18 protein-coding genes and 1 pseudogene are annotated in these 21,719 nt (G+C 59.1%); 4 read left to right on the forward strand and 15 right to left on the reverse strand.

Going from position 1 to position 21,719, the window contains the following annotated elements; translation table 11 throughout:
• Window positions 1-14: 14 nt before the first annotated feature.
• The 5 genes from O3648_RS02355 to infC form a co-directional block, all read right to left on the reverse strand.
• On the reverse strand, window positions 15-941 hold the full coding sequence (locus tag O3648_RS02355; RefSeq protein WP_371568186.1) for a cation diffusion facilitator family transporter: 927 nt from the start codon (window positions 939-941) through the stop codon (window positions 15-17).
• Window positions 942-1,060: 119 nt separating this feature from the next.
• Window positions 1,061-1,972, reverse strand: coding sequence for a TrmH family RNA methyltransferase (locus tag O3648_RS02360; protein WP_371568324.1), 912 nt, complete (start codon window positions 1,970-1,972; stop codon window positions 1,061-1,063).
• 211 nt (window positions 1,973-2,183) lie between these two features.
• On the reverse strand, window positions 2,184-2,564 hold the full coding sequence (gene rplT, locus O3648_RS02365; RefSeq protein WP_005507127.1) for a 50S ribosomal protein L20: 381 nt from the start codon (window positions 2,562-2,564) through the stop codon (window positions 2,184-2,186).
• Window positions 2,565-2,678: 114 nt separating this feature from the next.
• On the reverse strand, window positions 2,679-2,873 hold the full coding sequence (gene rpmI / locus O3648_RS02370) for a 50S ribosomal protein L35 (protein WP_004006287.1): 195 nt from the start codon (window positions 2,871-2,873) through the stop codon (window positions 2,679-2,681).
• A gap of 197 nt (window positions 2,874-3,070) precedes the next feature.
• Complete coding sequence (gene infC, locus O3648_RS02375; protein ID WP_083294482.1) at window positions 3,071-3,772, reverse strand: translation initiation factor IF-3; 702 nt, start codon at window positions 3,770-3,772, stop codon at window positions 3,071-3,073.
• A gap of 292 nt (window positions 3,773-4,064) precedes the next feature.
• On the opposite strand from infC, the gene O3648_RS02380 reads away from it, so the two are divergent.
• Entirely contained in the window at window positions 4,065-4,487 is a 423-nt protein-coding gene (locus O3648_RS02380) for a DUF1844 domain-containing protein (RefSeq protein WP_371568188.1), read from the forward strand.
• A 174-nt stretch (window positions 4,488-4,661) separates the two neighbouring features.
• On the opposite strand, the gene O3648_RS02385 is transcribed toward O3648_RS02380, so the two are convergent.
• From O3648_RS02385 to O3648_RS02395, 3 genes are all read right to left on the reverse strand, one after another.
• Complete coding sequence (locus O3648_RS02385) at window positions 4,662-5,450, reverse strand: HisA/HisF-related TIM barrel protein (RefSeq protein WP_371568190.1); 789 nt, start codon at window positions 5,448-5,450, stop codon at window positions 4,662-4,664.
• Window positions 5,450-6,202 (reverse strand): imidazole glycerol phosphate synthase, encoded by a 753-nt coding sequence (locus O3648_RS02390; RefSeq protein WP_371568193.1) that lies wholly within the window; start codon window positions 6,200-6,202, stop codon window positions 5,450-5,452. Before O3648_RS02390 ends, O3648_RS02385 begins: the two co-directional genes overlap by 1 nt.
• A 119-nt stretch (window positions 6,203-6,321) precedes the next feature.
• Window positions 6,322-6,978: a LysM peptidoglycan-binding domain-containing protein gene (locus O3648_RS02395; RefSeq protein ID WP_371568196.1), complete on the reverse strand. Its 657-nt coding sequence runs from the start codon at window positions 6,976-6,978 to the stop codon at window positions 6,322-6,324.
• Window positions 6,979-7,806: 828 nt separating this feature from the next.
• Between O3648_RS02395 and lexA the strand changes: the two genes are divergently transcribed.
• Window positions 7,807-8,481 (forward strand): transcriptional repressor LexA, encoded by a 675-nt coding sequence (gene lexA, locus O3648_RS02400; protein ID WP_070614766.1) that lies wholly within the window; start codon window positions 7,807-7,809, stop codon window positions 8,479-8,481.
• Between the two features lie 211 nt (window positions 8,482-8,692).
• Here the strand turns inward: lexA and O3648_RS02405 are convergent, their stop codons facing one another.
• Window positions 8,693-10,765, reverse strand: coding sequence for an ATP-dependent DNA helicase (locus tag O3648_RS02405; protein ID WP_371568199.1), 2,073 nt, complete (start codon window positions 10,763-10,765; stop codon window positions 8,693-8,695).
• 6 nt (window positions 10,766-10,771) lie between these two features.
• A complete protein-coding gene (hflX, locus tag O3648_RS02410) occupies window positions 10,772-12,484 on the reverse strand; it encodes a GTPase HflX (RefSeq protein WP_371568201.1) in 1,713 nt (570 codons plus the stop codon).
• Between the two features lie 143 nt (window positions 12,485-12,627).
• Between hflX and O3648_RS02415 the strand changes: the two genes are divergently transcribed.
• Entirely contained in the window at window positions 12,628-13,251 is a 624-nt protein-coding gene (locus O3648_RS02415) for a class I SAM-dependent methyltransferase (RefSeq protein ID WP_371568204.1), read from the forward strand.
• 125 nt (window positions 13,252-13,376) lie between these two features.
• Here the strand turns inward: O3648_RS02415 and dapF are convergent, their stop codons facing one another.
• From dapF to miaB, 4 genes and pseudogenes are all read right to left on the reverse strand, one after another.
• The gene (gene dapF, locus O3648_RS02420) at window positions 13,377-14,312 is read right to left on the reverse strand and encodes a diaminopimelate epimerase (protein ID WP_371568206.1); all 936 of its coding nucleotides are present in this window, start codon (window positions 14,310-14,312) and stop codon (window positions 13,377-13,379) included.
• 161 nt (window positions 14,313-14,473) lie between these two features.
• Window positions 14,474-15,623, reverse strand: a pseudogene (locus O3648_RS02425) (acyltransferase family protein).
• A 78-nt stretch (window positions 15,624-15,701) separates the two neighbouring features.
• Window positions 15,702-16,610 (reverse strand): tRNA (adenosine(37)-N6)-dimethylallyltransferase MiaA, encoded by a 909-nt coding sequence (miaA, locus tag O3648_RS02430; RefSeq protein WP_371568208.1) that lies wholly within the window; start codon window positions 16,608-16,610, stop codon window positions 15,702-15,704.
• A gap of 85 nt (window positions 16,611-16,695) precedes the next feature.
• On the reverse strand, window positions 16,696-18,210 hold the full coding sequence (miaB, locus tag O3648_RS02435) for a tRNA (N6-isopentenyl adenosine(37)-C2)-methylthiotransferase MiaB (protein ID WP_371568210.1): 1,515 nt from the start codon (window positions 18,208-18,210) through the stop codon (window positions 16,696-16,698).
• 35 nt (window positions 18,211-18,245) lie between these two features.
• Between miaB and O3648_RS02440 the strand changes: the two genes are divergently transcribed.
• Window positions 18,246-19,628 carry a hemin ABC transporter substrate-binding protein gene (locus O3648_RS02440; protein ID WP_371568212.1) on the forward strand — a complete coding sequence of 461 codons (1,383 nt, stop codon included), beginning with the start codon at window positions 18,246-18,248 and terminating at the stop codon, window positions 19,626-19,628.
• Window positions 19,629-19,794: 166 nt separating this feature from the next.
• On the opposite strand, the gene O3648_RS02445 is transcribed toward O3648_RS02440, so the two are convergent.
• Window positions 19,795-21,693, reverse strand: coding sequence for a RecX family transcriptional regulator (locus tag O3648_RS02445; protein ID WP_371568214.1), 1,899 nt, complete (start codon window positions 21,691-21,693; stop codon window positions 19,795-19,797).
• Between the last annotated feature and the right edge of the window lie 26 nt (window positions 21,694-21,719).

A 21,719-nucleotide genomic window follows, 5' to 3' on the forward strand; every position in this document is an offset into this window, starting at 1 on the left:
CAAGGAACCAGTATCTAGGCGTCGGCCCGCAAAATATCCGGCTCCAGGTAGATTATGCGGGCAGCAGGGACAGCCTCGCGAATACGAACCTCAGCCGCATCAATCTCATCAGCCACAGCGCGGCCAGTATCAGCATCATGAATACGGATCTTAGCCGCCACCAGAATCTCCTCAGGACCCAGGTGCACGGTCTTAATATGGATAATGCGCTCGCTATCGCCATCCTCAATTGCTGCACGGATCTTCGCCAAATCCTCAGCAGAAGCAGCCTCACCCAAAATCAGCGACTTCATCTCCACGGCAAGGAACACAGCGATAAAGACTAGCAGCACACCGATAGCCAGCGTACCGAACGCATCCCACAGACCGTTACCGGTCAGCAAGGTCATACCCACACCGAAGAGCGCAAACATCAGACCCAGCAACGCACCCGCATCCTCCAGCAGAAGAACCGGAAGCTCCGGGTTCTTCGAAGTACGCAAGAAACGCATCCAGCTCTGCTTGCCCTTCAGCTCACGCGACTCCTTCACCGCCACGCGGAACGAATTACCCTCCAGCAGAATCGAACCCACCAGAACAGCCACCGGAACCCACTGCCACTCAGTAATACCGTGCGGGTCATGTAGCTTCTCATAACCCTCATACAGAGCAAATAAGCCACCCAGGGCAAAGATAATAATCGACACAATAAACGCGTAAATATAGCGATTACGGCCATAACCAAACGGGTGCTCCTCATCAGCTTGCTTCTGCGAAGCACGACCGCCCACCAGAAGCAACACCTGATTACCGGAATCAGCCACCGAATGGATACCCTCCGCCAGCATCGACGAGGAACGAGTCAGCGCAAAAGCCAAAAACTTCAGCGCCGCAATACCCAGGTTCGCACCCAGCGCAGCAACAATCGCGCCCGAACCCGAATGACCAGAAGGAGCAGACATAATTTCCCTTTCTACAGCCCTAATCCTGCATTCTCAAACCTATACGGTCGAGGCGGCCCGCCACTGTTTCACAGCTACGAACCGCCCCGAAACCTCGTAAAAATATAGCGAGATAAACCCTAGCGAGAAACACCACGCTGAGCCATCGCCGAAGCATACAGACACACAGCAGCAGCCGTACCCACATTCAAAGACTCAGCCGAACCATAGACAGGCACCGCCACGCGCATCGTGGCGGCAGCCTTCTCCTCAACATTCAGGCCCTGAGCCTCATTACCAAAAAGCCACATGGTCGGCTTAGAAAGATCAAAATTACCCTTCACACCGGAAGGGGAACTCGCCTCCACACCGGCACGACAAGCCGCCGTGTACTCACTCAGCTCCTGCAGATTCACCGCACCGTAGCCGTCAGCAGCCAGCACTACAGTACCCTGAGACTTCACATCCTCCGCGAAGTCCTCCAGCTGCACACCCTGAATAACTGGCACGTGGAACAGAGAACCAGCAGTAGAACGCACCGTCTTCGGGTTATATAAATCCACCGAACCCTTAGTCGTAATCACCAGGTCAGCACCAGCCGCATCAGCCACACGAAGAATAGTGCCCGCATTACCCGGATCCTGCACACGAGACAGCACAGCAATCAGCTTCGGGTTCAACGCGCCCTCACCCCACAGCAGCGCGAACGACGCATCAACCATAAAGGAAACCGCAATAATGCCCTGCGGGTTCACCGAATCAGCCATCGCCTCCAGCACCTCATCGGTCACCACACGCATAAAGACGCGGCGGCCCTCCTCCGGGGTGGGGGTGCCGTACACCTGCTCCAGCAACTCAGCGATATCCTCGTGACGGTCGAAAGCCGCCTCCGTGACATAGACAGCATCCAGAATCGGCTTCTTCAGATGCGCCTTCAACGCCTCACGCACAGCCTGCGGGCCTTCCACCAGGAACTGGCCCTTCTTCGTGCGGGCAGCGCGGGTACGCAGCTTGGCAATATCACGCACACGATCTGCCTGCGGATTGGACATCACAACGGGGGTACTAATACGTTCAAAAAAGTTCACTCTTAAAGGGTACACAGCCAAAGGCACACCCAAAAAACGCAGAACAGTCACGCAAGCAACCCCCAGATACGCAGAAAGCGGCCGCCCACACTCAAAAGTGCAGACGGCCGCTCACGACGCTTACGCATCTTACCCCGAACCTAGATCTTCGAGGTAAGAACACAACCTAGGCTCATTAAGCCTTGGGAGCCGAGGTGTCCTCGGGCAGGTTGTTCTTAGCAATCTCAACCAGTGCGTTGAAGGCAGCGGGCTCGTTAACAGCCAGCTCAGCCAGCATACGGCGGTCAACCTCAACACCAGCAGCCTTCAGGCCCTGGATGAAGCGGTTGTAGGTCAGGCCCTGTGCGCGGGAAGCAGCGTTGATACGCTGAATCCACAGGCGACGGAAGTCACCCTTCTTCTTACGACGGTGGTCGTAGCTGTAAACCAGCGAGTGAGTGACCTGCTCCTTAGCCTTACGGTACAGGCGAGAACGCTGACCGCGGTAGCCGGATGCACGATCGAGAATAGTACGGCGCTTCTTGTGCGCGTTAACCGCGCGCTTCACACGTGCCACGTGTGTCTCCTTCGTCTTATGTCCTGAACAGCTCACATATCACGCTGAACAGGAGCGAGTCTTTAATCAGTGCGCACCGCTATCGGTACGCCAGGTGCAGAGAGTAAGCGGTGCTTACTTACCCAGCATCTTCTTGACAACCTTTGCCTGGCCGCCGGTAACGATCTGGTCAGAAGCCAGACGACGGGTCAGACGAGAGGACTTGTGCTCCAGGTAGTGGCGACGGTTCGCCTGCTGGCGCTTAACCTTGCCGCTACCGGTGAGCTTGAAGCGCTTCTTAGCACCAGAGTGGGTCTTCTGCTTCGGCATAGCTGCCGTTCTCCTTACATTCATCCCCCACCACAATGGCGGGGTAGCTTAGTGGGGTTGAGCGATAGACGCATCAGCCCCAAGGACCAAAGATGAGGCACTCCTGAGGAGGCGCCTCGGAACCGGCACCGGGTGAACCCGCAACACCCACCCAACGGTGGAGGCGCGTGCCCATCCTAAAGTGACGACCCGGTTCCCTACTCGGCGGAAGCCTGTGCCTTCAACTCGGCAGGCATAGCGTCTGCCAGAGAATTAGTTACGGGCTTCGCCTTGGTCGTGTCAATACGCTCGCGACCCTTGCGACCGCCGGCGCCCTGCTCACGGCGAGCCTCTGCCTTACCGCGAAGCGGAGCCAGAACCATCACCATATTACGGCCATCCTGACGGGGGCGAGACTCAACAGTACTCACCTCAGCCAGCTCAGCCGCCAGACGCTCCAGCAGACGCACACCCATCTCGGGGCGCTGCTGCTCACGACCACGGAACTGAATCATTGCCTTGACCTTGTCACCACCGGAAAGGAAACGACGAGCGTGTCCAACCTTGGTTTCGTAGTCGTGGGTATCAATCTTCAGGCGGAAACGGATCTCCTTCAGAACGGCATTAACCTGCTTCTTGCGGGATTCACGAGCCTTGATTGCGGCTTCGTACTTGTACTTACCGTAATCCATGAGCTTGCACACGGGCGGCTTCGCGTTCGGGGCAACCTCGACTAGGTCGAGTTCAGCGTCCTCAGCCAGACGCAGAGCGTCCTTCAGAGGGACAACGCCTACCTGCTCGCCACCGGGACCGACAAGACGGACCTCGGGAACGCGGATACGATCGTTAATGCGTGGTTCGCTAATGACTAGCTCCTGTGCTCTGTGGGTTTCCCCGTGAATACTATCCGTTGCGGGCACTAAAAAAGCCCCCGCAGTTACACAAGCGGAGGCACAAACCAGCGTACGCCGAAAGCGGTGGACAAACCCGTTCACCTCAAAACTCGCAAGCTAACGCCTGCAGCGGTCAACCGGGTGGGAGGCATGCTCCACTTGCAAACTGCCTACAACCATACCGCAGAATCCCCGACAGACGCAAGGATTTAGACGTAAAACACCATAAAAATTGCGGGAAATCGCGCAGGTGGCTCGCCCGACGGTCACGCTTAAGGACGCATTTACCGAAACAAACGAAATATGAGATTCTAGGACTATGAGCACTGAAAACACGAGTTTCCGCTTCACAGCGGAAGAAGAAACCCCCGTACACGGACACACCGACCTCACCGAAGAGCAGGTCGAAGCCGTCAACGAACAGCTTCGCGACATTGCAGACGTACCCGCCATCGAAGTCATCAGCTCCGCAGCCATCCACATGATGAGCGCCGCAGCCGTCAAGTGCGGCCTGGCAGCCGAGGAAAACGCTGACGATCTCAAGGACCTCGACGAAGCACGCAAGCTTATCACCGCACTGGCAGGCCTCGTCACCGCCGCCGCACCCGAAATCGGCTCCCAGCACGCAGCACCCTTGCGCGACGGCCTGCGCACCCTACAGCTCGCCTTCCGCGAAGCGTCTCCCTTCCCGGACGAGCCCGGCAAGGGCCCCGGCGAAAAGCTCACCGGCCCGGTGTACTAAACCAAACTGGTGCACTAAGCCAGGACGTGCACTAAACCAGCTGGTCTACTAAGCCGTATCTGGTGTATGTCATCACGAAGCCCCGCCTCCCTTGTGCTGAGGAAGGCGGGGCTTCGTCATACATAAAACCTATGCGGATAAGAAATCTACTCGGATTTGAGCGGAGCGGTAACTTTAGCGGGAGCCAGCGGCCTCAAGAGCCTGCTCAAAACTAAAGTTACCCACATACAGCGCCTTACCAAGCACCACGCCCTCCAAACCAGAAGGCACAATAGAACGCAGCTTCACAAGATCAGCCAGCGACGCCACACCACCAGACGCCACCACCCGACAGGCAGTCTGAGCCAATACCTCATCCAGCAGCTCCGCACCGGGGCCCGCCAGAGAACCGTCCTTACTGACATCCGTGACGATATAGCGGCGCACGCCCGCGCTCTCCAGCCACGCCAGCGCCTCCGCCAAATCAGGACCCGACCAGTCGGTACCGCGAGCCACCGTCACCCAGCCCCGCTCGGGGTTGTAACGGGCATCGAGGCCAAGAGCCAGAAGATCAGAATTGGCATAACGAGCCAGAACACCTTCAAGCCAGGAAGAATCCGCCAGAGCCGCACTAGTCACGTTTACACGGTCCGGGCTCAAGCTCAGGGCGCGCTCCAGACTCTCAGCATTACGCACACCGCCGCTGACCTGAACACGAACCGGAGCGGAGCCGGTCATCCGGGCATTCTCAGCACGGACAGCGGCAACCACCTCAGCCAGAACCTCAGTATTCGTGCCACGACCAAACGCTAAATCAAGATCAACCAGGTGAATCCAGCGAGCACCAGCCTTCACCCAGGTCAGAGCCGCCTCAACAGGGTCAAGGCGCTGCTCACCACCGGAGAGGGTGCCGCCCACCGGGCGCACCGCGTAGCCTTCAGAAATATCAACAGCGGGCAGAAGTTCAAGAATGGGTGCAGACATTAGTTACCTCCCGCAGCAGTAGCGGAGCCCTCAGAAGACAGGCGACCAGTCACCGCCAGGGATGCAACCCAGCGGCGCATAAACTCCGCACCCAGCTCGCCAGATTCCACCGGGCAGAATTGCACCGCCGTCAGCGGACCGTTCTCAACTGCCGCGATATAGGCAGGTTCGGTGACAGTCCAAGTCACCGCGGGAGGGGCAATATATTCAATGCTCTGATCAAAAGCCCACTCAAAAACGGCGTGCTCAGATTTGAAGTGAGCCTCACCCTCAAGATCCTTGAGCAGCGCGCTATCGGAGGATGAACGCAGGGCAGACACACCGGGCACCAGGTCGCGGGTAGAAAGCTCCACACTCTCACCGGGCCATTCCCCCATGCACTGCACCTGAATCTGCCCCATCTGCGGATGCTTCACCGTAACGGAGTCGAAGAGGCAAGTCAACGCTGCACCGGCAACCAACACCGGACGACCGCCAGCCACACGGCGACCAATCACGCGCTCAGCATCCTTAGCTTTCAGATCTTCGTACGCCTCGAGAGAGCTCGCACCGCCGGTAACCACCATTCCGTCAGCCTCACGCAACTGATTGGGCACAGCGGTCACGATAACCTGAGCCCCCGCATTCTGAAGAAGCTTCACCAGGGCGCCACGAGTTCCGGGTTCCCCCAAAACAGCAACCACAGGACGAGTGGTCTGAGCACTCTGTACAGATTCAGTTTCGACGGGTGTGGGTTCAACGGGAACAGGCATCGGTGCGCTCCTATTTCATAGGCTCAAGAATTTGGCTCAAGCGCTCTAGCTTGAGAGATGAAGAGTTCGGAGTCAAGACACCAACCTCATGCAGAAGCCAACCACACACGGGTCCATGCTTAGCGCTGAGTCTGAGGAATTTCCAGATGCTGACCGGTATCAACAGAGGTGCTAGTCAACGAGTTCAACTCCATAATACGAACCACAGTATCACGGGTGTCACCTTGCGGATCCACCGCCTGAGCAATATCCCACAGGGTCTCGCCGTGCTTGACCACAACGATGGTTCGAGTCGCCGAAGCGTTCTCCACGGAAGCAGAAGCCGCCGGGCCAAAGAAGCTAATAGCACCGAGCACAATCAGCACCGCCAAAGTCAGCAGAGGCAGCCCTTTCAGGAAACCGCGCACAGTACCAAGACGACGGATAGAAGAGGGAATCGCACGCAGAAGCTCGCCGCCCTTAGCCTGAAGAACGCTCTTCAGTCGAGGCGCCTGTGGATCAGAGACAGCCTGCACACCAGAAGCTACAGAGCGAACCGGCGCCTGAGTGGAAGCAACGGTGGCAGAAACGGTAGGAGCATGGGTAGGCAGAGCCACCGGCACAGGGCGGGGTGCATGAGCCGCACAAGAAGAGCGAACAGACTGCGAAGATGCAGGCACACGAGAACGCCCCTGCACGGTGCGGGCGGACACAGTGCGGGCGGGGTGAAGTACCACCAAACCTGCCGGAAGGTGTGCAGAAGTGCCACGAGAAGCAATAGGTGCTGCAAGAGTCATTGTGGTTCCTTTCTCTCAGCTCGCCCCGGGGTTACCCCGCGGGTCTAGCAATGCCGAGCGATACCCGCTCGGAGGTCCTAGTTGAGTGATAACTATGGAGTGGTGATTGTTAAGCAATAACTATTGGATAGCTATTCTCTAGTTAGGTCAGAGCGCCGGATACACCGGGTTGCGTTGGGTCGCCCCAGCACCCCCATCCCCTGCGCTCTCTCTTCGCCAGATGACCCCTAGAGCATCCGGGGTAGATAGTGCGAAGAGAGACAGAGGATTCGAATACATTCGAACACCCATTCACTCACCCCTCCTGGAAGACTCCGGACCGAATCTTCGAATATTTTTCGAACATTCACCCGCAAATCCTGAGTTTCAGGAGAGATTCAAGAGTATATACGAAATTTTATTCTAAAGTATAGCAGATATGTACTAAAAATTTCTTCGAGCTTCGAAGAAAAAATCTAGAATATTTGTTTGAGTTTTTCGGTGTAGTGTTCTACACTGGTGTCAAGAGACGTTCCACACGCTCCTGATGAGTCCTACTCACAGCAGGTTTCTGTACCCGTTACAGCTTGGTTCTGTATCAAAATGCAGGTGCTACTGAGTGAGTTTTATAGGGCGGAGGCGCATACTCGTTGCCCGCGTATCACTCCGGCACGGATAGAATTCCTCCACCCCCTGACGAGATAAGACCCATTTCGGCAGAACCAAAAAATCTTTAGGACACCATCGGAAAACGTGTGAAGCACCCATCCGTGCCCCGACCGGACTGTGTCTCAAACAGACTACAGAGACCGGAGTACAGAATTCGGGGCACAGACCGAAGGAAAAGAAATGGCAACAGCACCCCGTCCGGCGCTGACCGCGCGCCAGCAGAAGATTCTTGACGCGATCCGCACCGAGATTGAACAAAAGGGTTACCCGCCGTCCATGCGCCAGATTGGTGACATGGTGGGTCTTGCATCCCTATCCTCGGTCACTCACCAGCTCGGTCGTCTCGAGACCATGGGCTACATTCGTCGCGACCCGAAGCTCCCCCGCGCCATTGAGGTGCTGGATGAGAACGGCGTCGGCATCCACGGTAGTTCCTCCTCGTCCCTGCCCGAGCTGCCGAATTTCGAAGTCGGCGATGAAGACCTCGTACCCGTTCCCCTGGTTGGACGAATTGCAGCGGGCGGACCTATCACCGCCGAGCAGTCCGTGGAGGATGTGCTTGCCCTGCCCCGCCAGCTGGTAGGTAACGGCAAGCTCTTCATGCTCAAGGTCAAGGGCGATTCCATGATTGACGCCGCAATCTGCGACGGCGACTGGGTGGTTGTCCGCGAGCAGCACACCGCAGACAACGGCGATATCGTTGCCGCTCTGCTCGACGATGAAGCAACCGTGAAGGTGTTCCGTCAGGTTGACGGCCACACCTGGCTCATGCCGCGCAACTCTAACTACGAGCCGATTATGGGTGACCGCGCAACCGTCATGGGTAAGGTCGTCTCCGTGCTGCGCAGTCTCTAGAAGACGCGGGCTCTCACCAGCGCAGCCTCTAAAAGCAGCTGGGTCTAAATAGCACGACTTCTAACAGACATAACCGTTAGGCCTTTTAGCTCTCTATAGAAATCATCCCGGTGATACTTGAACGTTCACGTATCACCGGGATGATTCCTATATGTCCAAATTTATAGCCCAAAGCGGAGCGGCGGTGCGGCATGGAATGATCTCGCCCGAGCTAACGCTCAATACTTGCTGAAAGACGAGCCAGCGCACCCATCACGGCTGCCTTATTCTGCGTCGACCACATCGGCGGCATCGCCTTCATCAAGAAACCGCCGTAACGTTTAGTCGCAACACGAGAATCCAGCACAGCCACCACGCCGCGGTCAGACACCGAACGAATCAGGCGGCCCGCCCCCTGCGCCATACGAATCGCCGCATGGTGAGCAGAAACCGCCATAAAGCCGTTACCGCGGTGACGGTTCACCGCCTCCGTACGCGCCTGCGCAATCGGGTCATCCGGGCGCGGGAACGGAATGCGGTCCATCACCACCAGGCGGCAAGAGTCACCCGGAACATCCACGCCCTGCCATAGGCTCATCGTGCCGAATAGGCACGAGTCAACGTCCTCGCTGAACTCCTCCACTAGAGCCTTGAGCGAAGACTCACCCTGCAGAAGAATGTTCAGGTCGCTATGCTCACGCATGTACTCGGTGGCACGCTCGGCGGCACGCTTCGAGGAGAACAAGCCCAGGGCACCGCCCTCCGACGCCTCGCACAGCTCACGCAGACGCTCCAGCTGACCTTCATGCACACCAAATCCCGGAGGCTTCAAATCCCCGGCAACGTACATGATGCCCTGCTTACGGTAGTCGAAAGGTGAACCCACATCGATACTCGTCCAGCGCGGCGCACCCTCGCCCTGCAGTCCCAGGGCAGCGGCTGCAACATCAAAAGAGTCACCCACCGTTAGGGTCGCACTCGTCAAAATCACGGTGCGGTCAGCGAACAGTCCGTCACGCAACTGCAGACCAACGCTCAACGGAGCGATATTCAGGGTCGCCGGGTCGGTATCGGAAGCAGCCACGTAGCGGCCGTTCTCCCAACCACCCTGACGAGAAATCCACAGCACATCCTGCTCAGCAGATGCCTCCAGAATGCGGCTACTCATATCGTGCACCTCAGAGACACGCGAGCGCGCCATCTGCAGGCCAGCGTCAACGTCCTGACCGTCCGGTTTGGTATCGGACAGGGCGGTGCGGGCGGCATCATTTACCGCAGAAATAGCGGTCAAAAGGCGACCGTCCAGGCCCTTCAACAGGCCTTCAGCAAGACCCTCGAAAGCAGTCTCCAGGGTGCCGGCAGCCATTTCCAGTGCGCCGGAATCAGCCTTCGAATGCTTCTTCACGCTACGTGCCGCACGGCGAACCATCGCAACCGTCAAAGAACCAGACACGGCACCGGTCACACGGTCCACCAGCTCATGAGCCTCATCAATAATGACCGTCTCATGTTCGGGTAGAACCTTCATGCCTTCAAAAGCGTTAATCGCCAGCAGGGCATGGTTCGTAATGACAATGTCAGCCTCAGCGGCGCGGCCACGCGCCATCTCGCTAAAGCACTCTTCCACCAGCGGACAGCGGCGACCCAAACACTCGGCGGCGCTGACCGATACCTGAGCCCAGGCGCGGTCAGAGACGCCGGGCTTCAGCTCGTCACGGTCGCCGGTCTCCGTGCGGTCAGCCCACTCGCGCAGGCGCACCACTTCCTCACCCACGCGGGAAGTCGAAGAAGGCATGTCAAAGAGAGCATCCGGCTCGTCTTCCGGGTAGCCGCCCTCCAGCTTGTGCAGGCAAAGGTAGTTATTCCGGCCTTTGAGCAGAGCCACCTGCGCCTGCGACTCCGGGCGCGGTTCAAGCGCTTGTAGAAGACGCGGAATATCGCGGTTTACAATCTGCGCCTGCAGTGCGAGGGTCGCCGTCGCTACCACAATCGGCTGGTCTGACTCCCCCACCCGCGCCAGGGCAGGAACCAAGTAGCCCAGGGACTTACCGGTACCGGTACCCGCCTGGACCAGCAGGTGACGTTGCAGTTCAAGAGCCTGCGCCACATGCGCCGCCATGGTGCGCTGACCGGCACGGTTCTGACCGCCAGTGGCGGCAACCGCTTCATCCAGCAGGGTCAGGGTATCCTTCGCACCGGGCAGGGTCTCAAGCTCCTGCCCGGTAAATCGGGTGCCACCGGTTGCCAATCCGGGTACGGTTCCCGGGGCGTTTTTGGGCGCGTTGATGCTCTCGGTCACGCTCATCCGCCCTTAGATAGCCTCGGAGGTAGAAGACTGCTCGGAAACAGAAGCGGTCGCTTCAGCCAGGGCGTGCGCCTCCGCAAGTTCTTCCTCCAGAACCTCCAGCAGGTCGCCTTCCAGCACATACTCGGACAGTTCGGAGGCGACATCCTCACGGACCAGAGCAACCACGAAGGTACCGTCCGATACGAAATCGGTGCTCCTAATTTCGGCATCCCACTCGTGCAGGCGCGAAATAATCTCACCGTGCGAGTACGGAATCAGCAGCTTCACCTCAATGGAGGGGCGCGGAATAGTGTCCGCAATCTTCTGCTTCAGCTCCTCAATACCCTCACCGGTACGCGCCGAAACAATCACGTGCTCCGGCTCGCGCTGACGCATACGCTCCAGCACGAACGGGTCGGCGGCATCCGCTTTATTCAGCACAATGATCTCGGGGATATGGCGGGCGTCAACCTCCGCGATGACCTCGCGGACAGCACGAATCTGCCCCTCCGGGTCCGGGTGCGAAGCATCCACCACGTGCAGGATAACGTCAGCGTCAGCGACCTCTTCCAGGGTGGAGCGGAACGCCTCCACCAGCTGGGTCGGCAGCGAACGCACGAAACCCACCGTGTCAGAGAGGGTGTAGCCGATACCGTCCGGAGTCTGAGCCTTACGGACGGTCGGGTCCAGGGTCGCAAACAGGGCGTTCTCCACGAGCACGCCGGCATCGGTCAGACGGTTCAGCAGGGAGGACTTACCCGCGTTCGTGTACCCGGCGATAGCCACCGAAGGCACGCGGTTACGGCGACGGTTCAGACGCTTCGTCTCACGCGCCGGCGCCATCGCAGCGATCTCACGCTTAAGCTTCGCCATGCGAGCGCGCAGGCGGCGGCGGTCCATCTCAATCTTGGTTTCACCGGGACCACGCGAACCGATACCCTCACCGGCTGCGGCGCGGCCACCCGCCTGACGGGACAGGGAGGCACCCCAACCACGCAGACGCGGCAGCATGTACTCCAGCTGAGCCAGCTCAACCTGCGCCTTACCCTCGCGGGACTTAGCGTGCTGAGCGAAAATGTCGAGAATCAGGGCGGTGCGGTCAATGACCTTGACCTTCACGATATCTTCGAGGGCACGACGCTGCGAGGGAGCCAGTTCGGAGTCGACAATGACGGTGTCGGCGCCGGTCGCCTCGACAATGTCCTTGAGTTCCAGCGCCTTACCGGAGCCGAGGAAGGTGCCGGGGTCCGGCTTGAGGCGGCGCTGAACCAGGCCGTCCAGAACCTCGGAACCTGCGGTTTCAGCCAGTGCCGCGAGCTCACGCAGGGAGTTCTCTGCGTCCTCTACGGTGCCTTCAGTCCACAGGCCAGCCAGCACCACGCGCTCCAGGCGCAGCTGGCGGTACTCGACCTCGGTGACGTCTTCAAGTTCGGTGGAGAGGTTCGCGATACGGCGCAGTGCGCGGCGCTCAGCGAGATCTTCCTGGTCACCGTCATATTCGGAGTGCTCGCGCTGAACGTCAGAAATTTCGCGCGCACGAGTATCCAGCACACGGCGGCTATTGTTGCCGTGGGTGCTGGAAGAATTATCGCTGTGATGCGCGGTACCGGCGGCGTCATACGTAGTGACGGAGGCGGCGGCCTGGGAGCGGCCCAGAACGCGGTCTACGGTGCGGCGCAGCTGCTCATCGCTGGGCAGCTTTTCGGTATCAGATACGGGGGTATTCTTAGAATTCATACGACTATAATTCTACCGCCGTTGCCCGCATCGGGTAGGGGGTTCGGTCGCCTGTGCGCTCAGGGCGTGTAAGCTGCTGACCCGCCCCGTGCATTCTCTGCCCGTGTGCGGCGGGTTCTTGCCCTACCGGTACACTGGATAGCATGAGCGAGCAGCATTATTTCTCTGAAACCCCCGAGACCGAATTCAAGCCCCGCCCGGTGCAGGTGGAGCTTGCCGACCGCAAGGTCACCGTCATCACAGCTAACGGCATTTTCAGTCCCTCCGGTATTGATAAGGGCACCGCTATTTTGCTGCAGGAAGCACCCGACCCGCAGGGCGAACGTATGCTCGACATCGGCTGCGGTTGGGGTCCCATTACCCTGACTTTGGCGATGCTCGCGCCGCAGGCGCAGGTGCACGCGGTGGATGTGAACTCCCGCTCCATTAGCCTGACCGAACGCAACGCCGCCGCGCTCGGCCTATCCAACATCACCGTGGGAACCCCCGAATCGGTTGACCCCGAACTGCGTTTTGACACCATATGGTCGAACCCGCCGATTCGCGTGGGCAAGGAGGTTCTGCACGAAATACTGCTGACCTGGCTGCCTCGCCTGGCATCCGGTGGTGACGCCTACCTGGTGGTTCAGAAGAACCTGGGCTCCGATTCTTTGCAGAAGTGGATGGACGCGCAGCTTGAGGAGCTGCGCCCCGGCGAGTTTGAGGTGTCGCGCTATGCGACTTCGAAGGGCTTCCGTATTCTGCAGGTGCACCGCTACGAGGACTAAAACCTCTGGCGTTCATGGCTTAAAAATATAAAAGCGGCGGGTGTTTTCTGACAATAAATTCAGAAAACACCCGCCGTTTTTCTCTATAAAATCTCTGGTCTAGGACTGTTCGCTATTGGAACCGACTATCGCAACACGACGGTCGCAACCATCTGCGCCGGGCCAGCCAGAACAACATGCTCCAGGTCGTCCGGGCCCAGCACGAAAGTCACCGCGAGGGTACCGCCGGGCACATGCACCAGCCACTCATCCGGTGCTTCCTCACCACCCCAGAAACGGGTCGCAGCAGCAGCCGCACACGCGCCGGTACCGCAGGACAGAGTCTCGCCCACGCCGCGTTCGTGCACACGCATACGGATAGCACCCACATGCGCGCCGCTCTCAACATCCAGGTCGACCGGCACCACAAACTCAACGTTCGTGCCATTGACCGGGGCGGGGCTCACTTGAGGCAGGCTGTGCAGGTCCAGACCGTCCAGCTTACCATCGGAGCCGAGCATCACCACGGTGTGCGGGTTACCCATCGAAATGGACAGACCAGCACGCGGAGTCTTCAGGCCGCGGGCAGACACCAGGCAGTCCTCGCCACCCTCGCGGGCAGCCTCACCGTGGATGAAGCTCCACGGACCCATATCAATCGCGTAACCCTCTTCGGTGCGCGCCACAGTCTTCACGCCGGCACGGGTACCGATCTTGACGGTCTCGCCCACCTCAAGCTCAATCAGGCCCTCAGTGCGCAGGTACTCCACGAACGCGCGCACACCGTTGCCGCACATTTCAGCGATAGAGCCGTCACCGTTGCGATAGTCCATAAACCAGACAGCGTCCGGGTGCTCCTCGAGCAGCTTCTGACCCGCGCGGGAGGCGGTACTGCGGGCAGCACGAATGAAGCCGTCCGCGCCAATGCCGAAGTGTCGGTCGCAAGCGCGGGCTACCAGCTCGGGGGTGAGGGCAATTTCTGCGTTCTCGTCCGTCAGAAAGATGAAGTCGTTACCGGTGCCGTGACCCTTGGTGAGGGTCAGGCCTGCCAGCTCGCCCCAGATGGAAGGGTTCTCGCTCATATGCTGTCCTTAAGGTTGGTGACCTGTCCGTTTATGATTTTACCGCGCCAGATGGTGAACCTGGCATTCTTCCTTGGGAATACTTCTGCGGCTCCCGGTTTACTTGATGAGTTCATCAAGATCACCGAAAGCCGCAGAAATAGGCGGGATACTTTACCGGTTTATGAAGATGCCGCTACGGTGCCTGCGGGACGATTACGGCGAATGCGCAGAAGCTTGCGATCCTTCAAAGCCAACGCAGGTTTCTCAACATACAGCCAAGACAGCCACGCCAGGCCAACAGTAATAACGAAAGTAAGGATGGCGTTCAGAACCCAGCCCAGCGACGCGCTACCAAAAATCACCAGAAGAATCTGGACCGGGAACGCGTAAATGTACACACCGTAAGAAATATCGTTATGTCGACACATGTCAGTCTTAATCGCAGCACTGAGAGCCAGGATTCCGTAAGCCACAGGCAGGTGCATGTACTGGGCAATACCAGGTGCAAACCATTGCAGAGCAAACCCTAGAACCGTGACCACAATAGCCACAGTAGCGTTATAACGAATACGCTTACCCCACATGTACAGGAGGGTACCAGCGAAGAAGTATGCGTGCAGGCGGAGAATGGCCCCTACAAAGTGATTGGGCTCGCGACCCATCAGCTCAAAAATCTGGTGCCCGAAAAATAGCCCAGCATAGATGACAGGAACCAGCCATTTTGCGTTCTTACGAATAAACCCAATGTAGAAAATCGGGATAAGTGCTAGGTAAGCGAGGAATTCAAAGCTGAGGGTCCAGGCTGACCCATTCCATGCGTGGGTGAAAGGGATGCCAGTGGGGCCACCGAAAAGGGGGGTATTGCAGGTTGAAAAGATCAAAGTTGCGGATGATGTATCCGCCTGCACCCTTAATGGAGAAAGGGTCTGCAGTGTGTCCGGTTGCGACGGCGATGGGCCCACACAGAAAAACAACAAAAAGGATAGAGACCCAGTAACCGGGGAAAATGCGCAGAATACGACGCTTCAGATAGCCAGTGATGGTTCCTCGCTGAGCGCTGTGAGCAATCAAGAAACCGGAAATGCAGAAGAACATATTTACGGCCCAATGCCCCAGCGAGTCGATACCGTGAGGCGCAGGGATACCCAGAAAGCCAGTAGTAAAGCCAACGAGCGGCGCGGAATGCGCAATAATGACGAGCGTCGCCATAGAAAGGCGAATGAAGTTCAGCGAATTCGTTCCGCCTAGAATGGCATCGTAGAGGGAACGCGGAGTGGATTCTGTCGCGGACAGAGTGGCAGAATTTTTCGTATGTGATGTGAGCGACATATTTCCTCTGTAGCTGAGTTGAATATGTCCCTAGACTAACCTCAATTTCCCAGCTTTGATACGTCTATTCGCTTATTTTTACAAAATTGTAGCCAATGTCTCATCGGCAAGGGTAGGTGAGAGCGCATCCAGCCAGTGCACGCGCGGGTCCGCACGGAACCAGGTCAGCTGGCGGCGCGCAAACTGGCGGGTCGCAATCGTCGTATCCTCAATCGCCTGCTCCACACTGTACTCCGAATCATCAAGGGCGCGAGCGAACTGCGCGTAACCAATCGCGCGGGAAGCAGTCTTACCCTCCTGCAACCCCTGCGTATTCAGGGTGCGAATCTCATCGAGCAGACCCTGCTCGTGCATCAGCTCCACGCGGCGGTGCAGACGCTCATGCAGCAGGGCACGATCCATATCCAAACCAATCTGAATACTCTCGGTCACGTACTCGCGCACCGGCATGAACGCTGAGAACGGGCGGCCCGTCACCTCAAACACCTCCAGGGCTCGAATAATGCGGCGTTCATCCTTCACGCGCGCAGCCGACTCCGGGTCGACCTCTGCCAGGCGGGAGTGCAGAACACCAATACCCTCGGTACGTACCTGCTCCTCCAGGCGCTCACGCACCCGCGCATCCGTGCCGGGGAACTCCAACTTATCCAGGGCAGCACGCACATACAGGCCGGAACCACCCACCAAAATCGGGTAGCGGCCACGAGCACGAATCTGCTCAATCAGCTCACGGCTACGCTCCTGAAACTCCGCCACAGACGCCTCATCCCGCACGTCCATAATGTCCAGCAGGTGGTGCGGAACGCCGCGCATCTCCTCCGCAGTGACCTTCGCGGTACCAATATCCATACCCCGGTAGAACTGCATAGAGTCAGCGTTAATGCACTCACCGTTCAGGCGCAGAGCCAGCTCAATAGCGAGAGCACTCTTACCGGTGCCGGTCGGGCCCACAATAGCGATAACGGACAGAGTTTCGGAGATAGTCATGCGCCCCATTCTACCGGTTCCCTCACCCCCACTTGCGGTGGGCGGCAAGAGCCCGAAGAACAGGGCGCATGATTCGTTATAGGTTTTAGGGGCGCAGACCGATAGTCGGCATGCCCAGACCCACCGGTGCTCCGGGCACCTGGGTGGTGCCGGTACCGCAAGAGTCAGCCTGGGAGCGGTCCCACGCGTCACCGGCGCGGGTGCGGCGCAGCTGATACTGCTCGGCGGTCGGGTCAGAAATCAGGTGGAAGGAACCAGCCTCGGTAATGGGCACGGTGACCATGTCACCGGGGCGGGGAATCTCGCAACCCTCGGGCACCGAAAAGTGCACGAGGCGCTGGTCCGGGCCACGACCGGAGAGACGGTAAGTCTGGTCAGCCTTACGACCAGCCTCCGCAACGACCATCAGCTCAACGGTCTTACCGAGCTGCTTGCGGTTCTCTTCACCGGCGATACGGTCCTGCAGGGCAATCAGACGCTCGTAGCGTTCCTGCACGACCTCCTTCGGAATCTGGTTCTCCATGGTCGCCGCCGGGGTGCCGGGGCGGATCGAGTACTGGAAGGTGAATGCGGAGGAGAAACGAGCCTGCTCCACAACCTTCAAAGTGTCCTGGAAGTCCTCTTCCGTCTCGCCGGGGAAGCCCACAATGATATCGGTGGTAATCACGGCGTTCGGGATGCGCTCACGCACCTTGTCCAGAATATTCAGGAACTTCTTGGAACGGTAGGAGCGGCGCATATCCTTGAGCACCTTGTCGGAGCCGGACTGCAGCGGCATGTGCAGCACGGGCATGACGTTCGGGGTCTCCGCCATCGCGTCAATCACGTCGTCGGTGAACATTGCCGGGTGGGGGGAGGTGAAGCGTACACGCTCCAGGCCCTCAATCTCACCGCAGGCACGCAGCAGCTTGGAGAATGCCTGGCGGTCTCCGAACTCCACGCCGTAGGAGTTTACATTCTGGCCGAGCAGGGTCACCTCAATAGCGCCGTCATCGACCAACGCCTGAACTTCTGCGAGAATGTCGCCGGGGCGGCGGTCCTTTTCCTTACCGCGCAGGGACGGCACGATACAGAAGGTGCAGGTGTTATTACAGCCAACGGAGATGGACACCCAGCCGGAGTACACGTGATCGCGCTTAGTGGGCAGGGTGGAGGGGAAAACTTCGAGGGATTCGAGCAGTTCTGCCTGCGCCTCGTGGTTGTGGCGGGCGCGCTCCAGCAGGGTGGGGAGGGCACCAATGTTGTGGGTGCCGAACACGACGTCAACCCAGGGTGCCTTCTCAATGATGGCGTCCTGGTCCTTCTGCGCCAGACAGCCGCCCACAGCAATCTGCATGCCCTGGTGACTACGCTTGACCGGCGCCAGCTGACCGAGATGACCGTAAAGGCGGTTGGAAGCGTTTTCGCGGACCGCGCAGGTGTTGAAAACAACCAGGTCGGGCTGGGTGCCTTCCTCTGCGCGAACGTAGCCGTTAGCCTCCAGCAGGCCGGACATTCGTTCGGAGTCGTGCACGTTCATCTGGCAGCCGAAAGTGCGTACTTCGTAGGTGCGGGGGCTGGTTTCGGGGGTCTGGGCGGAATCGCTGAGGGTCGAAGTCATGCCCTATAGGGTATCCGATGGGGGATAATGGCTCTATGCAGGTTTCCCTTAGTAGTAACTTTCCGGCTCTGTCACCGAACGATTCTTCCGCCCCCACCCCTGACGGGGAGCTTCTGAACACCCTCATTGAGGAGGCGATTGCCGCCTACTCCCCCGTGCCGCCTCAGGCGAGCGCTGATTCTGCCTCGATGCGTCAGACCCTGATGCAGCTGCTCAGCTGGGCGTATTCTTTGGAGCAGGTGGCTGGCCGCGCGGTGGAGCGTGTGCAGATTCTGGGCACCGGCATGCGTTCCGTTGTGGTGCGTGTAGCGTATGAGCCTGCCGCCGAGTCTGCACAGTCTTTCGAGTCTACACAGTCTTTGCCGGCCTCGATTATTGTGAAGCGTTACCGCCGTAAGGATTCGACGGTGAACGCGGGCGGTTTCGGGTACCTGCGTGAGCGCTACGGTTTGGAGGCACTGAACCGGCAGGTTCCGGGTCTGTTCCCGCAGCTCTACGGCGCGGATCCTGAACTGCGAGTGCTGGCGCTGGAAGATGTGAGCGCCGGAACCGTTGAGGGCGAGCAGTATTCGGTCGCACACGCCCTGCTGGAGGGCACCGAACAGCAGGCGCTGGATGCGCTGACCTACTACATTGAGGCGTACCGTTCCCTTGCCGCCAGCGGCATTATGGGCGAGGCGGTGGAGGATTACCGCCTGAACCTGGCGCGTGCCGACCGCAAGGCACAGTTCCCGGGCGCTATTGCCTCGCCGGGGTTGGCTGAGCGCGGTTTGAAGAAGCTGTACGGTGTGGCTGATGAGGCGCGCGTCCCCGAGCCCGATGCTGACAGCACGGATTCCAGCTCTGCCGAGCATGAGGACGCACCCGTTCTTCCCGCCGCTGTTGAGGAGCTGTCCTTCCGTTTCCGCCGCGTTCTGCAGCCCTTCTTTACCAAGCGTCCGCCGGTACCCGAGCAGTTCAAGCTCAACCGCGGCAAGGTCTATATGCTCTCTTCGGGCGATTTTTCGCCGCAGAACGTGCTGATTGGCTCGGCGGACGGCGCGCAGGTGCGCATGGTCGATGCGGAGGGCACCTGCCTGCACCACCGCGGCTTCCCCTTCGTTGAGGCGATGCTGGGCTTCCCATCCTCACCGGAGTACCCGCGCTACCGGGTGGATCGTAAGAAGGCGCTGCCGGCGCTGTACTCTGCGCTGTTCGAGGACGCCCCACTGGATGAGCACCTGGCGGAGGATTTGGCGGTGTGCACGGCGGTAACCGTGTGCGCTCTACTGGAACTGTACTCTTCTTCGGCACGCTCCGGCTTGTTACCTCGTATTCGCCGTGAGGGTGCGCAACTGATGCGCCTGCTGCTGGAAATCGCTGGTTCTCAGGATGCAACCCTCGCCGAGTTCGCGAACCGTCTGGGGGCCGCTGAATAAGCAGCAGAGTAAACAGCGGATATAGCTTTCGACAAGGCGTTTTATAAAGCTCAAAAACGTAAGGGTGAGCCCGCTACAGAGTATGTCTGTAGCGGACTCACCCTTTTAACTCATTGATGGAAGCCTTAGGCGGAGCGACCTACTCATCCTAGACCAGAGCCGCCAACTACCAGAGCTCGTCATCCGCACCGTAGTCGGCAAGTTCCTCACGAATCACCGACATCGACACCGAGGAGGAGTACCCGCGGCGAGCCAGCATCCCCAGTAGTCGGCGGGTCACCTTATCCTTTTCGGCACGGTCGCTCAGGTCCATACCGGGGCGCAGCTTCTTACGCACCAGCTCGGCGGCGTCCTCACGTTCCTGCTCGTCGGTGCGCTGAGCCAGTGCGTTCTCTGCCTCTTCACCGCGCACCCCGCGTTCAGCGAGCTCACGACGCAGCGCGGCGCGGGAGAGCTTCTTGGTGCGGCTCTTCTGTGCCACAAACATTTGGGCGTATTCGGCGTCGTCAATGAGTTTTGCCGCCTCAAACTTATCGAGCAGCGGCTCAATGAGCTCCGCCTCGAAGCCTTCTGCCTGCAACTTCTTACGCAGCTGACCTCGGGTTTTTGCCGAGTACGCCAGCTGGTTGTACACGATGGTTTTAGCGCGAGTGTAGGGGTCTGTTTCTTCCGCGGCGCGGGCGGTACGCACCTTCTGCTTCCAGGAAGGCACGTTGCTTTCCGACGGTGAGGAAGCATGTCCTATCTGAGAGCCGCCCGGTTGGAAGCCCCGAGCTCGAGAACCGCCCTTTGGGGAACCCGCCGAAGCGGCACGGCTCTTTCCGGTACCAACGCCCTGCGCCTCTTCCTCAGCAATGCCGCGAATGAGTGCTTCTTCAGCCGGGGTGAGTTCTTCGTTCAAGCTGCTTCCTTCCCTGAATAGGTTGCTCCCCGAGCCGCGGCCGGTTGGACTCTTGCGGGTTTCCTCATCGTCACTGCGAGCTCCGAAGGCGGGCGCGTAGGGCGAACGGCTCCGCATTTTCTCTTCCTGCGCCGCGCTCATACGACGGAACCCACGCTTGTAGTCTGTGTTCTTGGAGGCACGCGAAGAGTTGCGTTTCTTCTGCTTATCCCGCTGAGCTGCTTGCCGCTCAATCTCTTCCTTTTCTTCGGCGGTGAGCCCCGACCCGATGGATGCGGCACCGGCTCGACTCATACGGCCAGCCGCCATGGGGCGCGGCTCGGCACCGCCGGGGGTGAAGGCACGAACGGGCGCTTCGTCAATGGAGACGGCGGGCAGGTTCGGGTCAACGAGCAGGCTACGACGCGGGGGCTCGCTACTTTCTTCGGAACTGCCATCTTTAAAGTTGGCGGGCGCAGCTTTCAGGAGCATCTCGGGTACGCGGAACTCCCCCGCGTAGTCGCCGCCGTTATCGCGGGCGATGCTTTCTTCAACAAAGCCGTGCGCGGCGGGGTGCCAGTCCGGGAACTCCTCAGCGGCTACCGAATCCGCGGCCCTGTTCCGCGCCCACTTTTTGGGTCCGTTTTCTCTAGCCGATGGCTTCTTCTTAGGCGTAGGCTTTTCAGCCTGCCGCGCTTTCGGCTTGGTTTTTTGGGGTGAGGGTTCTTGACCCCCAAGCGTCTCCGCTATCGCTTCTGCAGGTGCTACTTCGTCCGAGGGTACCCAATATTCCCCTACGTACTTAGGCTCTGCCGGATACTGAGGTTCAACCTCATAAGGAGGCTCGTCAGGGTACGGGGGTTCATCCTGATACGGGGGCTCTCCGACAGCAGGAAGCGTAACAGCAGGAGGCGCCTCCCAGCTGAGGGTGGGCTCCGCCAGGGCGGTAGGCGCCTCAAAATTGAGCGCTTCGAAGCCGCCTACCTCAACAGGCGGGGCTGCCGGTTCAAAGGAAATAGCGGTCTCAAAGGAAACAGACGTAGAGAATGCAGAGTCTTGGAAGGCTGAACCTTCCAGAGCCAAGGAACCGAAGTGCGGTTCGGTCGCATCCAGCGCCGCAAAACCGGCATCGTCGTCACGCGCGCTGTTTTGCTCGTGCTCTTCATGACCGTGCTGTTCCGTCATGCTCAGTTCCTCCTTTGCCCTGTATT

It is taken from the genome of Rothia sp. 27098_8_161 (assembly GCF_041432905.1).
Taxonomy (GTDB): Bacteria; Actinomycetota; Actinomycetes; order Actinomycetales; family Micrococcaceae; genus Rothia.

What these genes read in the sequence shown, in the direction of transcription:
- O3648_RS02380 (WP_371568188.1), top strand. Translation starts at nt 4,065, where the DNA reads ATGAGCACTGAAAACACGAGTTTCCGCTTCACAGCGGAAGAAGAAACC.
- O3648_RS02440 (WP_371568212.1), top strand. Translation starts at nt 18,246, where the DNA reads ATGCAGGTTTCCCTTAGTAGTAACTTTCCGGCTCTGTCACCGAACGAT.
- miaB (WP_371568210.1), bottom strand. Translation starts at nt 18,210, where the DNA reads ATGACTTCGACCCTCAGCGATTCCGCCCAGACCCCCGAAACCAGCCCC.
- O3648_RS02405 (WP_371568199.1), bottom strand. Translation starts at nt 10,765, where the DNA reads ATGAGCGTGACCGAGAGCATCAACGCGCCCAAAAACGCCCCGGGAACC.
- O3648_RS02360 (WP_371568324.1), bottom strand. Translation starts at nt 1,972, where the DNA reads ATGTCCAATCCGCAGGCAGATCGTGTGCGTGATATTGCCAAGCTGCGT.
- O3648_RS02355 (WP_371568186.1), bottom strand. Translation starts at nt 941, where the DNA reads ATGTCTGCTCCTTCTGGTCATTCGGGTTCGGGCGCGATTGTTGCTGCG.
- O3648_RS02385 (WP_371568190.1), bottom strand. Translation starts at nt 5,450, where the DNA reads ATGTCTGCACCCATTCTTGAACTTCTGCCCGCTGTTGATATTTCTGAA.
- O3648_RS02445 (WP_371568214.1), bottom strand. Translation starts at nt 21,693, where the DNA reads ATGACGGAACAGCACGGTCATGAAGAGCACGAGCAAAACAGCGCGCGT.
- hflX (WP_371568201.1), bottom strand. Translation starts at nt 12,484, where the DNA reads ATGAATTCTAAGAATACCCCCGTATCTGATACCGAAAAGCTGCCCAGC.
- lexA (WP_070614766.1), top strand. Translation starts at nt 7,807, where the DNA reads ATGGCAACAGCACCCCGTCCGGCGCTGACCGCGCGCCAGCAGAAGATT.
- O3648_RS02415 (WP_371568204.1), top strand. Translation starts at nt 12,628, where the DNA reads ATGAGCGAGCAGCATTATTTCTCTGAAACCCCCGAGACCGAATTCAAG.
- O3648_RS02395 (WP_371568196.1), bottom strand. Translation starts at nt 6,978, where the DNA reads ATGACTCTTGCAGCACCTATTGCTTCTCGTGGCACTTCTGCACACCTT.
- dapF (WP_371568206.1), bottom strand. Translation starts at nt 14,312, where the DNA reads ATGAGCGAGAACCCTTCCATCTGGGGCGAGCTGGCAGGCCTGACCCTC.
- miaA (WP_371568208.1), bottom strand. Translation starts at nt 16,610, where the DNA reads ATGACTATCTCCGAAACTCTGTCCGTTATCGCTATTGTGGGCCCGACC.
- rpmI (WP_004006287.1), bottom strand. Translation starts at nt 2,873, where the DNA reads ATGCCGAAGCAGAAGACCCACTCTGGTGCTAAGAAGCGCTTCAAGCTC.
- O3648_RS02390 (WP_371568193.1), bottom strand. Translation starts at nt 6,202, where the DNA reads ATGCCTGTTCCCGTTGAACCCACACCCGTCGAAACTGAATCTGTACAG.